The 13,305-nt window shown below is 60.2% G+C and carries 14 protein-coding genes; 4 read left to right on the top strand and 10 right to left on the bottom strand.

Annotated elements, in window-relative coordinates; all coding sequences use genetic code 11:
* Window positions 1–19: 19 nt before the first annotated feature.
* The 5 genes from EQW76_RS21960 to EQW76_RS21940 all read right to left on the bottom strand — a co-directional run bounded on the left by EQW76_RS21960 (window position 20) and on the right by EQW76_RS21940 (window position 4,697).
* Entirely contained in the window at window positions 20–904 is an 885-nt protein-coding gene (locus tag EQW76_RS21960) for an ABC transporter permease (protein WP_142831318.1), read from the bottom strand.
* Window positions 901–1,848, bottom strand: a complete 948-nt coding sequence (locus EQW76_RS21955; protein ID WP_142831317.1) for an ABC transporter permease — start codon at window positions 1,846–1,848, stop codon at window positions 901–903. The genes EQW76_RS21960 and EQW76_RS21955 overlap by 4 nt, the downstream gene beginning before the upstream one ends.
* Window positions 1,849–1,905: 57 nt before the next feature.
* Entirely contained in the window at window positions 1,906–3,414 is a 1,509-nt protein-coding gene (locus tag EQW76_RS21950; RefSeq protein ID WP_142831316.1) for an ABC transporter substrate-binding protein, read from the bottom strand.
* Between the two features lie 69 nt (window positions 3,415–3,483).
* Window positions 3,484–4,215, bottom strand: a complete 732-nt coding sequence (locus EQW76_RS21945) for a FadR/GntR family transcriptional regulator (protein WP_142831315.1) — start codon at window positions 4,213–4,215, stop codon at window positions 3,484–3,486.
* A gap of 242 nt (window positions 4,216–4,457) precedes the next feature.
* Window positions 4,458–4,697 carry a hypothetical protein gene (locus EQW76_RS21940; protein WP_142831314.1) on the bottom strand — a complete coding sequence of 80 codons (240 nt, stop codon included), beginning with the start codon at window positions 4,695–4,697 and terminating at the stop codon, window positions 4,458–4,460.
* A gap of 263 nt (window positions 4,698–4,960) precedes the next feature.
* On the opposite strand from EQW76_RS21940, the gene EQW76_RS21935 reads away from it, so the two are divergent.
* From EQW76_RS21935 to EQW76_RS21920, 4 genes are all read left to right on the top strand, one after another.
* Complete coding sequence (locus tag EQW76_RS21935; RefSeq protein ID WP_142831313.1) at window positions 4,961–6,751, top strand: GGDEF and EAL domain-containing protein; 1,791 nt, start codon at window positions 4,961–4,963, stop codon at window positions 6,749–6,751.
* A 225-nt stretch (window positions 6,752–6,976) separates the two neighbouring features.
* A complete protein-coding gene (locus EQW76_RS21930; protein WP_202617198.1) occupies window positions 6,977–7,336 on the top strand; it encodes a PAS domain-containing protein in 360 nt (119 codons plus the stop codon).
* A 12-nt stretch (window positions 7,337–7,348) separates the two neighbouring features.
* Window positions 7,349–8,659, top strand: coding sequence for a sensor domain-containing diguanylate cyclase (locus EQW76_RS21925; protein ID WP_142831312.1), 1,311 nt, complete (start codon window positions 7,349–7,351; stop codon window positions 8,657–8,659).
* Window positions 8,660–8,757: 98 nt separating this feature from the next.
* Entirely contained in the window at window positions 8,758–9,885 is a 1,128-nt protein-coding gene (locus EQW76_RS21920) for a 4-coumarate--CoA ligase (RefSeq protein ID WP_161991073.1), read from the top strand.
* 70 nt (window positions 9,886–9,955) lie between these two features.
* Here EQW76_RS21920 and EQW76_RS21915 read toward each other — a convergent pair whose 3' ends face one another.
* The 5 genes from EQW76_RS21915 to EQW76_RS21895 form a co-directional block, all read right to left on the bottom strand.
* A complete protein-coding gene (locus EQW76_RS21915; protein ID WP_143123244.1) occupies window positions 9,956–10,162 on the bottom strand; it encodes a hypothetical protein in 207 nt (68 codons plus the stop codon).
* Window positions 10,163–10,182: 20 nt separating this feature from the next.
* Window positions 10,183–10,539 carry a hypothetical protein gene (locus EQW76_RS21910; protein ID WP_142831309.1) on the bottom strand — a complete coding sequence of 119 codons (357 nt, stop codon included), beginning with the start codon at window positions 10,537–10,539 and terminating at the stop codon, window positions 10,183–10,185.
* A gap of 20 nt (window positions 10,540–10,559) precedes the next feature.
* Complete coding sequence (locus EQW76_RS21905) at window positions 10,560–11,030, bottom strand: hypothetical protein (RefSeq protein WP_142831308.1); 471 nt, start codon at window positions 11,028–11,030, stop codon at window positions 10,560–10,562.
* Window positions 11,031–11,055: 25 nt separating this feature from the next.
* Window positions 11,056–12,462 (bottom strand): efflux transporter outer membrane subunit, encoded by a 1,407-nt coding sequence (locus EQW76_RS21900; RefSeq protein ID WP_143123243.1) that lies wholly within the window; start codon window positions 12,460–12,462, stop codon window positions 11,056–11,058.
* A 121-nt stretch (window positions 12,463–12,583) separates the two neighbouring features.
* Window positions 12,584–13,204, bottom strand: a complete 621-nt coding sequence (locus tag EQW76_RS21895; protein ID WP_142831343.1) for a TetR/AcrR family transcriptional regulator — start codon at window positions 13,202–13,204, stop codon at window positions 12,584–12,586.
* Between the last annotated feature and the right edge of the window lie 101 nt (window positions 13,205–13,305).

Here is a 13,305-nt window from a genome sequence, read left to right as displayed (position 1 = left end):
CAAAGTCCTTTGAGAGTTATCAGGCATCGCGCGGGTCGAGGGCATCGCGAAGTCCGTCGCCGAGAAGATTGAAACCGATAACGACGAGGAAGATCGCCGCTCCAGGCCACATGGCCATCCACGGCGCCTGGCCGAGAAAGTTCTTGGCGACGTTGAGCATGGAGCCCCAGCTCGGTGCCGGCGGCTGCTGGCCGAGGCCGAGGAATGAGAGGCTCGCCTCGGCAATGATTGCCGTCGCGATGGTTAGGGTGGCCTGTACGAGGATCGGGGCGAGCACGTTGGGCAGGATGTAGCGGGTGATGATGCTGAAGTGACGAAGACCGATCGAGCGGGCGCCTTCGACATATTCCTCGGTCTTGACGGCCATCACCTGGCCGCGCGTCAGGCGGATGAAGACGGGCATGGCGGAGAGGCCGATGGCAATCATGGCGTTGGTGAGGCTTGGTCCGAGGAAGGCGGCAAGCGCGATGGCCATGATCAGGAAAGGCATGGCGAGAAACGCTTCCGTCACACGCGAGATGATCATGTCGATCCAGCCGCCGAAATAGCCGGAGATAAGGCCGAGCGGCACGCCGATGACGACTGCGATGGCCACCGAGAAGATGCCGGCCATCAGCGACGCCCGCGCGCCCCAGATCATGCGCGAAAGGATGTCGCGACCGATGTCGTCGGTGCCCAGCCAATGGGCCGCTGAGGGTGCCTTGCGGATGGAAGACCAGCTGGTGGCGATAGGATTGGGGATGGGCAGGAGGGGTGCTGCAATCGCCATGACGACAAAGAACAGGATGATGACAAGCCCAATGAGCGCGCCCTTGTTGGCTTTGAGCTTGCGCCATGCGCGGTTGGTCGAGCGCGGGCTGGCGGTTGAAACCGGGATGGAAGCGACGGGGTTGATCGTGCTCATAGGGCGGCCCTTAGTCTCGGATTGAGAAGGACGGAAAACACGTCGGCAACGAGGTTCATGAAAATGAAGCCCACGGCGGTGCAGAGCACCACGCCCTGGACGACCGCATAGTCGCGGTTGAAGACGGCATCGACGATCAGCTTGCCGAAGCCGGGAATGGTGAAGATCTGCTCGGTCAGCACCGCGCCCGCCAGCAGTTCGCCGAACAGCAGGGCACTGACGGTGATGATCGGCAGCAGCGCATTGCGAAACGTATGCTGCAATACCACGGCAGATTCCTTGAGACCCTTGGCGCGCGCCGTTCGGATGTAATCGGCGCTGAGCACGCTCAGCATGGAGGATCGTGTGTGGCGCATCAGGGTTGCCGCCAGCGCATTGCCCAGCACGAAGGCGGGCATCAGCATCGTCTTGATCGATTGCAGCGGATCGTCGAAGAAGGGCTGGTAGCCGGAGGCCGGCAGCCAGCCGAGCTTTACCGAAATCAGCAGGATCAACATGATGCCGAGCCAGAAATTCGGGATCGACAGGCCGCACAACGCGACGATGTTGGCGAAAAAGTCGATGATCGTGTTGCGCTTGACGGCCGCGAGGATGCCCATCGGAATGCCGATGACGACGGCAAAAATCATCGACATGATGGCCAGCTGCAAGGTCACCGGCAGTTTCTGGGCGACCAGGGTGAGGACGGGCTGGTTGGTGCGCAGCGAGATGCCAAGGTCGCCCTTGAGCACCGCGCCCAGCCAGTACCCGTATTGATAGACGACGGGATCGTTCAGCCGGTATTTCTCACGCAGGAATTCTATGACCTGCGGGTCCCGCTCTTCGCCCGCCATGGCAAGGACGGGATCGCCGGGCAAAAGCTTCTGCAGCGAAAAGACGAAGATCGAGATGATGATGAGCGTCGGTATGGCGACGAGCAGTCTCTTTCCGATGTAGGTGTACATGGCCGATCCCAACCTTTTGCATCGGCCGCGCGAGAGTTCCCCGCGCGGCTGGCTCGATTAGCCGCTCTTCTTGACGCCGACCATGCGGATCATGCCATCAGGCGAGGGGACAAAGCCGGTGACGGCCTTGTTGTAGGCCCAGATCCAGGCGGAATGGCCGAGATAGATGATCGGCAATTCATCGTTGAGGATGGCGAGCGCCGCATTGTATTTTTGCTTGCGGACTGCGGCGTCTTGCGACTGGCGAGCTTCGACCAGCAGCTTGTCGACCTCGGGGTTGCTGTACTTGGAATCGTTCAGTCCGGCGCCGGTGGTAACGAACTGCTGGATGTTACCATCCGGATCGGCCCGTCCCGACCAGTCGGAGCGGCTGAGCTGATAGTTTCCGGCCGTCTGGGCATCGAGCAGGGTGGCGAATTCCGTCGGCTTCAGCGTTACGTCGAAGCCGGCTTCGGCGACCATCGACTGGATGATCTGCATCATCTGCAGGGTGACGGGATCGTTGGTGACGGCGATTTCTACGGGCACGCGCTCAAAGCCGGCCGCCTTGATCAGGGCTTTGGCCTTGTCCACATCGCGGGCGGGCACCGGGATATCCTTGTCGAACCAGGGGCTATTGGGCGAAAACGGCTGGTTTCCGGCCAGCGCCGTGCCGTCGAAGACGATCTGCATTGCCGCCTCCCGGTCGATGGCAAGCGAGAATGCCTGGCGCAACCGCTTGTCCTCACCCATCGGGTTCTTGGCGCGCGGACCGTTGCCGATGTTGGCGTAGATGCCGAGCCAGCCCGTGCCGACGGCGTCGGCATAGGCGAGCTTGGGGTCGCCCTTGACCGTCGCCACATCGGTGGCTGAAACGCGCTCGATCATGTCGAGATCGCCCGAGCGCAGATTGGCGAGGCGCACTGTCGTGTCCGGGATCGGAAGATAGGTAATCTTGTCGATGAAGATATTGTCCTTGTTCCAGTAGTCCTGGAACTTCTCAAGCACGATGCGGTCCTGTTGCACCCGCTCGACGAACTTGAACGGGCCGGAGCAGACGGGATGATCTCCGAATTTTGCACCGGCGGCCTTGGCGGCTGTGGGCGACACCATCATGCCGGCGCGGTCGGAGAGCTGGGCAAGCAGTGTCACATCCGGCGCTTTCAGCGTGAACTTCACCTCGTATTCGCTGGTTGCCTCGATGTTGGTGACGGAGGAGAGTTCGCTCTTACGTCGCGATTCCGGCATCGTCTTGTTGCGCTGGATATCGTCTACGACAGCCTGGGCGTTGAAGGGTGTGCCGTCGTGGAACTTGACGCCCTGGCGTAGCGTCATCGTCAGCTCCTTGCCATCAGCCGACCACTTCCAGGCTGTCGCCAGCTGCGGAACGAACTCGAGCTTCGGCGTCACATCGACCAGCTTGTCGCACAAGGCCGTATAGACGATGCGGCCGACGAAGGTACGGGATTGGGCGGGGTCGAGCACATCGGCGTCGTCCTGCAGCCCGATTTTTAGCTCGGCACCGAGCGCCGGCAGGGCGCAGAGGGTGCCGATGGAGAGGAGCGATAGAAATTTGGCGATTTTCATTTTTGTTTCCCCTGTTTATGGCGCGGTCCGGTCAAGGCCGGATCCATCTGTGGTATTCTCAATGCTGCCTCAGGCATCCTCTTGCCGCAGTGCCGGCAGTTGGGCGTCGAAGGAGGTGACGCGGATCAGGCTTTCCTGCAGCAGCAAAAGGTGCTGTCGCATCGCTTCGGCGGCGCCCATCGGGTCGCGTGCCGCGATCGCGTCGATGATGGCCCGATGCTGATCGTGGGTCCGCTCCCGCGTGCGGCTGTTGCTGCGGGCCAATTCGCGAATGGTTTGCCACGCTTCGTCCTGGCGAACGTGATTGATAAAGTCGAAAATCGTCAGGAAGAACTGGTTACCGGCGCTCTGGGCGATCAGCCGGTGCAGGGCGCCGTCCCACAATTCCCGACCGTCCGCATCGTCGCTGCGGTAGATCTTTTGCGCCAGTTCGTACATGCGCCTGATCGAAATGTCCTTGGCGCGGATCGCGGCAAGCTGGGCCAATTGCGGTTCGATCCGCAAGCGGACTTCCATGATTTCCGTAATATCGGTGCTGGCGACGATCGAGCCGACGTGCTCGCTCCAGCCATCGGGGCGCGGTCCGGCATAGGTGCCGGATCCCTGCTTGCGCCAGATCAAACCCTCTGCCTCCAGCACCTCGAGAGCCCTGCGCAGGGCGCGACGGCTGACGTCGAACTGTTCCGACAGCGCCCGCTCGGTGGGCAGCTTGCCGTCTGCATCGAGCTCGCCCGAGTGCAGCAGGCCTCTCAGCCGTTCCAGAGCATAGGTCGAATTTTCCGGCAGGTTGCTCACGGTCATATTCCAGCTCAAGGCGAACCAATGTTTGATTGGTTCCATTCAAGCCACGTTGCAGCGAGGCGTCAAGCGCTTTTTTGTGCATCCATGAAATTGCATAATTATTGGGCTAAGCGCTTAGGCCGCAAATGTGCCCGAGCCGGGTCGGCTCAAGCGTGCTGCCGGGATTGGCTGCCCCGGCAGATGCTGCAGCGCGCTTGGATGGGCGCACGGTGCAAATGACTATTTGTTTTAAAAGACCGAGCCTACTTCCAGCTCTTGCCGTCGGCAGCGGCGCAGCCGTATGGGGGCAGGTTGTTGGAAAACGTCGTCTTCAGGCGCGCGCAGCCCCAGGCGTTGATCGGGGCGGGCATGGAGGAATTGAGCGTGATGCCGACTTCATCATAGGGGCTGTCGGTGTTGGTGACGTAGCGATACCAGCGAAAACCGACCGTCGCGACCAGTGCGATGACGATGACGAGGATCAGGCGAACCAGCATTTTCATAATCTTTTCCTTGCTTCAAAACGCCGCCCTCTAGCAGCCTTGTCGGCAAAGCAAAAGCGTTTGTATCGAACATCGAGGGAACGGCGGCTCCGGCGCCGACAGGCCGGAGCAAGGCCAATAGGCGATGAAATGCTTGGAATTGCCGGTGAAGCGCCTCATCTGGCACATTGTTAAAATAAGATATGCTTTCTTCTGTAATCGATAATCGACAGGTGTTAGCTTGTGATCAGACGCATTGGAGCGTCAGCTTGAACAGATTTCCCATGACAAACTCAACAGAGCAAGAGCGCCTCGAGGCGCTATACAATCTCGGGCTTCTCGATACGCCAGCCAGTGAAAATTTTGATCGCATAACGCGAATGGCAAGCAAAATTTTCAATCTACCGATCGCTGCCGTGTCACTGACAGACGTCGATCGGCAATGGTTCAAATCCCGCGTCGGCGTCGATCACGACTCCATTCCTCGGGATCGCGCGCCGTGCGCGCAAGTGGCGGAATCCAAGGACCTGTTGGTCATTCCGGATATGGCAGGGGACAGTTGCTACCGGGAAAGCGTTCTTGGCAAAAGCGGCATTCGCTTCTATGCCGGCGCCCCTTTGATAACGCGCGAGGGGCACGGCCTCGGCGCCCTCTGCGTCCTTGGAACGGAGCCGCGCACCGCGACGGAGGAAGAGCTTTCGGGCTTGCGGGACCTCGCCGCGATGGTAATGTCGCAAATCGAACTGCAGCATTCCATCGGCCGGATCGACCCGATCAGCGGTCTGCCAAACCGGGTGCAGTTCTTCGACGACCTTTCCGACCTCGTACTGGACGATGCCAGCGGGCTTCAACGTTTTGCCGTTCTGGTCGATCTTGCCGATAGCGCGCAGATCGATACGCTCGCGCGGGTGATGGGTCCGGCCCATGTAGACACCTGCATTCGGGAGGCCGGACGGATCATCCGGTTGTCCCTCGGCCACGCAAGAACCACCTATCACGTGTCATCGACGCAATTCGCTTTCATCGCTCCGAAAGCGGTCCGAAAACAAAAATATCTTGCCAGACTTGGCGTTATGCTGGCGCAGATCGAAGCTGGATTGAGCCTCAGGTTCGTGATGACGCCGGTGATGGGTGTTGCGCCGTTTATCGCCAGAAAAATCATCCCGGCGGAACTTTTGCAGCAATTGAACAGTGCCGCCCAGGATGCACGTAGCATCGAGGCCCGGGTCAGCCTTTTTTCGGCCTCCAGCCACGCCAAGCACGAACGCGCCTTCCGGTTGCTGGAGGATTTCGGCACGGCTCTCGATTCAGACAATCAATTGTCGGTCGTGTTCCAGCCGCGCATAGATCTTGCAAGTGGTCGCTGCGTGGCGGCCGAAGTGCTGTTGCGCTGGCGCCACCCGGACTTTGGCGCCGTCTCGCCCGGCGAGTTTGTGGCGATCGTCGAGCATTCGCCGCATGTGCGGAAAATGACAGCCTGGGTTCTGGATGCCGCCCTTCGCCAGACAAGGGCCTGGAAGGACACCGGCCTGCATATGCCGCTGTCCGTTAACGTCTCTGCAGCCAATCTGGAAGAGGAAGACTTTGCCGAGCAGGTCGGTCTTGCTTTGCGTCGCCACGAAATTTCGGTTGAGATGCTGGAGCTGGAGGTGACGGAAAGCTCGATCATGAAGGACGCGGCAAAGGCAATGGAAAAGCTGCGCTCTCTGGCGGAGGCCGGCATCCGTCTCTCCATCGATGATTTCGGCACCGGCTACAGCAGCTTGTCCTATCTCCAGCTGCTGCCGGCAACCGTCGTCAAGATCGACCGGTCCTTCATCAGAAACCTGGAAGACGGAACGCGCGAGCGCAACCTCGTGCGATCGATGATTTCCCTCAGCCACGACCTCGGCTACCGCGTCGTCGCCGAGGGTGTGGAAACCAGGAAAGCCCGGGACATTCTTGCCGGCATCCATTGCGACGAGGCGCAGGGCTATCTCTTTGCAAAGCCGCTGAAGCCTCGCGAGTTCGAACGCTGGCATGATTCGCAGCAGAAGAGTCTGGCTGCCACCGGCGACACTTATCGGTCGGCTTGAGGCAAGTCCCTGATGTCAATTGCACCCTTGGATGGCGCGGCGCCGCGCCGGTGTTTCTGCCATGGTTGTGACGCGATCCCTAAGGGCGCCCGGATCGTCACGGAGGCCGCTAAGTGTTTGTGTTTTCACTTCTTGTCAATTTACGATATTCCACCACTTTGGAGGTTCTGCTAATTTCTGCAGGGCTGGCTCCGACGGGGCCATGTGACAGAGTGGGGATCAAGGGTGACGGCTTCGTTCGAAGGTATTTCTGGGCTGGCTCTGGAAAAGATGGATGACACGACGTTCGACAGCCTCGCATTCGGGGTGGTCGGCCTCAATGCAGACGGTATCGTCGAACGCTATAATGCGACGGAATCATCTCTTGCCGGGCTTCGTCGGGAAACCGTCCTGGGTTCGGACTTTTTCGATGAAATTGCCCAGTGCATGAATAATTTTCTGGTCGCGCAACGGTTCGAGGACGAAGATCAGATCGACGACATCATTCCTTATGTCCTGACATTGCGTATGCGTCCCACCCCTGTTCGGCTTCGCCTGCTGAAAGGGTCGGATTTGGCGCTGAGATACATTCTGATACTGCGCTGATCGGGCACCGTCATGGAACAGTCGCAAGAGATCGAATACGAAAAGCTTCTGCAATTCGTCTACGCATGTCCCGTCGGCCTTGTCGACATGGCGCGCGACGGCGCGATAAACCTGATGAACCCGCTTGCCATGAAACTCGTCATACCGCTGGCGACAGACGGCATCATGACAAACTTGCTGACGGTGTTTGAAAACACGGCTCCCGAATTGCGCTCGCTGATCCAGGATTTTGCCGGCAGGCGGGGAACGATTTGCGATAACCACCGCATTTACGCTGGGCCGATAGCCGCCGACAAGCCCGACGAGCAGCGCATCCTGAACTGCACCATCGTCAAGCTGAAGGACGAGCGTTACGTGGTGACGCTGACCGATGTGTCGCTTCAGGTCCGCCAGGAGCGACGGCTGAGGGAAGCCGAGACGTGGTTCGGGTCGCTGCTGGAGGGTGTCAAGGATTTCGGCGTCGCATCGCTTGGTACGGATGGCGTGATCGATGCGGTAAATTCCACCCTTCTGGAGCAGACCGGCTTCGACGCGTTCGAGTTGGAGGGGATGCCGATTGGCGATCTGGTCGAGCCGCAGCCGGGCGGACAGGGGGCCTATATGGACCGTCGCCTCGAACACGCACGAAGGGACGGCTGGCATATCGACGAAGGCTGGGGCCTGCGACGCGACGGCGAGCGTTACTGGTGCCAGAGCCTCATCGCCGTATGCGCCGACAAAACGGCTGGCAGCGACACGTCGATCCAGGGATACACCGTCATCATGCGCAAGGTGGAGCGGCGTGACACGGATATGCTGGAACTCAAGCGGCTGTTGCGAACCGACCACCTGACCGGCGCCTACAACCGCGGTGCGTTCTTCGAAGCTGCCGAAAAAGAGTATGTGCTAAGTCGCGGCTCCGGACGATCCTTCGCCATCCTCATGTTCGACATAGACCACTTCAAGCTGATCAACGACAGCTACGGCCACAGCGTCGGCGACGATGTGCTGCGTTCGGTGGCCAACGCATGCCAGACAATGATGCGGCCCGGCGACACGTTTGCGCGCATCGGCGGCGAGGAATTCACAATCCTCCTGCCCGACACGTCTCTGGAGGAATCGGTCGAAATCGCCGAGCGCGTCCGGATCGCCATTGCCTCCGTGCCCGTGAGTGTCGGAGATTCGCTGCTGAAGGTTACGGCAAGCTTCGGCTGTGCAGCCGGTCCCTTGTCAGTCGGAAGTGCGGCAGCACTGCTTGCCGCTGCCGACGGAGCGCTCTACAGGGCCAAGCGCGCGGGCCGCAACCGGACGGAATCCGCACCTATGAAAACCGTGTTGGCCTGATCCTCATGCTCAGCCGCGCTGCGACTGCCCGCGTTCTGCAAAGCCTGATCGAGGCGGAGGTGAAGAGCGCGAGAAACCGGTCAAGCGGAGCCCGCAGCGTGAGAGCCTCCACTGCGGGGTCATGGTCCGAGGACCTGTCCATGGGGCGCGACGACAACGCAGGCCTTGGCTTGGATTCGCTGGAAATGATGATGGTCGGGTCTGCCATCAACGAGATGTTTCACCTCTACGAAGGCGAGCAGGATCTCGATCCGACCGCAATGGACACGTTCGGCGATTGGCTCGATGCTATCGAGGCCGCCTGGGCGGACGGTGTTTCGAAGATGACCTTCCTGACGTCGGGCTCGACAGGCCTGCCGAAGAGATGCGTGCATGGCGCTGCTGTGCTGAACGGGGAGGCTGGATTTCTTGCCGGCCTTTTCACCTCGCGCCGCCGCATCATTGCGCTTGCACCGGCACATCACATCTACGGTTGCCTGCTGACTGCCTTCCTCGCCGACCGGCTTTCTGTGGATGTCATCTCCGGCGCGACCTCATCTCCACGATTTCTGAACAACGGGCTGTTGCCGGGAGACCTTGTCGTCTCCTTCCCAGACAGGTGGGCGGCAATCGATCGCACTGTCTCCACCTGGGTCGCCGACGTCGAAGGTGTCGTGTCTACCGCGCCATGCCCCGCTCCGCTGATGACGTCCCTGATCGATCGCGGGCTTGGCGGCATGACCGAACTCTACGGATCGAGCGAGACGGCGGGGATCGGCTGGCGCCGGCATCCATCCGACCGATACACCTTGATGCCGCACTGGAGTTTCGAAAATGACCGCGGGGAAGTCGCTGCGGGCGTGAGGCTGCGCGGTTTGGACGGAGCGGTCCATGATGTTCCCGACACCATCGAGAGGATAACCGACCGGGCGTTTACCGTCGGCAGCAGGCGCGATGGCGCCGTTCAGATCGGTGGAATAAATGTCTGGCCGCAGCGTATCGCGGCCGTGCTGGAGCAGCATCCCAAGGTACAGGCGGCGTCGGTGCGCGTCGCGCAGATGCCGGCCGGCGCTCGCCTGAAGGCGTTCGTCGTCCCCGTTTCGAGCTGTGCCGAAGAGGAACTTTCATCCGATCTCGAGACGTGGTGCAGGCAGCGGCTTTCAGAAGTGGAATGCCCACGCATCTGGACGTTCGGCGCCACGCTGCCCGTTAATGAATTCGGCAAGGCGGCGGACTGGCGCAACTAGGGCCGGTGGCTGAGAGGAAGATGCTTCTCTCGTGCCCGGTAGAGACTCTCGCAGCAATCCCGTGACGAATTCACGGATTGGTCGCGGCGTGCGTGCCTGATGCAGCGGTGTCGGCGGGCGGCGCGGTGGCGAGGATCTGCGAGGCATTGTTGTCGTCCGATGTCGGTCCTGCGAGCCACCATCCGATGGCGGCTGATGCCACCATCAAGGTGCCCGCAACCAACCATTTCGATTTTCGCCTATCGTTTTCGGGCTTTGCGCCCTTGCCGGTGTCCATGGGGTCGTCCTTTCCAGAATTTAGATGCTGATGATAACGGGGCTGCTTGCCAGCGGCTGATTGCGCCCGCTGAGCGCTTCGACGGATACCCGCAATAAGGGGCGTTCATCGATGCCTTTATCACTGACGAAAGAGCTGTGGTCGCCTGAGGCTATGCTGCCGCCGACCCATAGCGACCACATCACTTTCGTCAAGAGAACATCCGTCAGTGCCGCAGCTTTCTTGAGGACGTCAAGCAACATCGGTGCCGGGAACAAGACAGCGCCGGCCACGGCAGCGACAATCACGGTGCTCAACAGGATCCGCGCCGAACTGCGCTTGCGGTTACGCGGCGCTGCCCCGTTGTTGCGCCGCAGACCGCACTTGGTCATTGCCATCGGTTGGTCCTTTGCAGGTCTTAACAGCCGGGTCTGTCGCTGGCAGAGGCGTTGGCCGTCGGGTGGGGAGGGACATGCCTCAGCACTTCGCCGAGCGATTTCGCCAAGCCCTTCAAGATATCGGGCGGGACATCCTGGAGGGCATCGACATAGGCGCTGGTGGTGGAGGCCTGCAGATGCCGCAGGTTTTCAGCGCCCTTTTCGGTGAGCGAAAGCCGGCCGTTCTCATCGGCAATGCTGCCGCCGTCGCACAGCGACCACATGACTTCCGTCAACAACTCGTCCGTGACCGACGCCGTTCTCTTCAGCGCATCAAAGGTCGTGGGGCCAGAGATGACGAGATGGCGGAGCACGCTGAGTTCGACAAATGTGAATTTGTCGTCCGAGAAGGCCGACGGGATGGTGTCGCAGACAACGCCGGCAACCAACGCGGTTATCCGGTCAAGGCCGATGGCGACGTCAAGCACGGTTCCTTGGTCCAGTTCAGTCATGGTTGGCTCCTGCAAAAGCGGTCGTCTATGTCCGCGGGCCCTTGTCGGTACCCGCATATCCCGCGCCGATTGCAACGTTCAAAGACACGTAATCGGTGGCGCTCTGCTGGATTGCGGCAGCCAGGCTTTCCTTTGCGGTCGCAAGCGAAAGCTGGGCGTCGATGACGTTCAACAGAGACGACGCGCCGTCCTTATAGCTATCGGTCGAGAGTTGCAGGGCCTCCTGGTAGGAATTGACCTGGGCACGCAGGGCGGAGATCGTCTGTGCATCGCGACGAACAGCCGAAAGTGCATTCTCCACGTCTTCGACGGCGGTCAGCACGGTGGACTTCCATGTCAAATAGTCGGCTCGAGCGTTGGATTCGGCGATCTTGACATTGGCGCGTAGCGAACCGCCGTCGAGGATCGGAAGATTGAGCGTCGGCCCGAACGACCATGAGGTCAGGCTGCCATGCGATCCGCTGGATGTGACATAGGAGGGCGAAATCGAGCCGCTGAGCGAGATGCTCGGATAGAGCTTGGCTTCGGCGACGCCGATCTGGGCCGTCGCTGCTGCGAGGTCCCGTTCTGCCTTACGGATGTCCGGGCGGTTGCGGATGAGGTCGGCGGGAACGCCGGTGGCGACATTGCCGCGGAAGACAGGTTGCCTGCCCCCACTGCGCATGTCGGCAATGACGGTTGCCGGGGGCATGTTCAGCAATGTCGCGATGTGATGGACCTGCTGTCGGTAGCTGATTTCGAGGCCCGGCGCTTCGGAAAGCGTCGAATTGACGAGACCTTCGGCCTGTACCACGTCCAGGCGCGAGGCCGCTCCCGCAACCATCTGGAACTTTGTCAGCTCCAGCGTCTTGCGGCGGGAGGCGAGACTATCGGCAGCGATGGAAATGCGCGCCTGATAATAGCGGGCATTGATATAGCTTGTCACCAGATCCTGGAGATAGGTCAGCCGCGTGACGTCGACCGTGGCGTAGGCGGCGTCGAGCGAGTCGAGTGCCCCTTCGCGGGCGCGGCGATACTGGCCGAAAAGATCGAGCAACCAGGATGCCGTCAGGTCGCCGGCAGTCGAGTTCGTGGTGGCCAGCTGGGTGCGTAGCTTGCCTTTTTCGCCGCTGGTGGTGTTCGACCCATCGGCCGAAAGGCTGGGAAGGGCGCCGGCACCGGCAACCGTGACGTCGCCCTGGGCGGCGACCGTGGCCTCGATCGACGACAGGATCGATACGTTCTGGGCGAGGCCGGTGGCGACAAGGCTCTCGAGCTTCTTGTCGTGATAGGCCGACCACCACTGGCGGCCGGCGATGTCTTCGTTGGGCTTCGTGGTCCCTTCCGAGAAAGTAGGAGGCAGCGGCATCACCGGCGGCTTGTGATCAGGACCGCTCACGCAGCCGGCGAGGAGAAGGAGGATGGCGGGGGAGGCCGCGCGGGGAAAAATCATGAAGCTATCTCACGAATTGATCGAACCGAACCGTTCGGTTCGACTCTCGAGTATAGAGTTTGGCCCGTTCCGACAAGGCCGGGCGTGTTGCCATTTTTCGCCCGTGCGTCTGGTGTCTGGGTTAGCGGGGCAGCAATCCGTTGAAAATCATGTCGAAATGCGCCGCGAGAGAGGTCTCCCTGTCGAATGCGCGTCGATCGTCGAAGATCAGCCTGAAAACCATGGCCAGCATGATGGGAGACATCACGACTTCGGCCGTCGAGGCAGGTCCGGTCTTGAACTCGCCGTTGCGCTGGCCCTCATCGATGATGGACTGGGCAAAGCTTATCAGCGGTTCGATGAACCGCCTGTGATTCTCGTCGATCACGTGGGGAAAGCGCGTGCCTTCTGCAATCACAAAGCGCAGGAGTTCCCGCATCCGCCGGCTCCCGAGAAAATTGTCGTAGAGGATCTCGATCAGCGTCCGCAGGCGATTTTCACAGTTTCCCTCGAGCTTCCTACCGCTTGTCAGTATATCTTCAAAAGGCGTGGAGATGTGGTTGATCATGGCTGAGAACAACTCCTCCTTCGTTTCAAAATAGACGTATATCGTCCCCTTCGTAACTCCGACGCGTTCCGCAATGTCTTCAACCCGCGTCGCAACATAGCCGCGCTCGACAAACTCTTCGAAAGCAGCATCGAGAATTTGCTTCGGCCGCCGTGCTTTTTGCTCGGCACGGGTGATTTTTACTTCATTAGTCATTTGTATGTCTCTCTGCTTAACTGTCTGTGGAAATTTGGCGCAAAAATCCATTGACTGTTGAGTTAGTCAATTATATCAAGCGGAGACTGATAACAAGAGGC

This window comes from Rhizobium sp. rho-13.1 (assembly GCF_007000305.1).
Classification (GTDB): Bacteria; Pseudomonadota; Alphaproteobacteria; order Rhizobiales; family Rhizobiaceae; genus Rhizobium; species Rhizobium rhododendri.
This window is presented reverse-complemented; position numbering and strand designations above follow the sequence as displayed.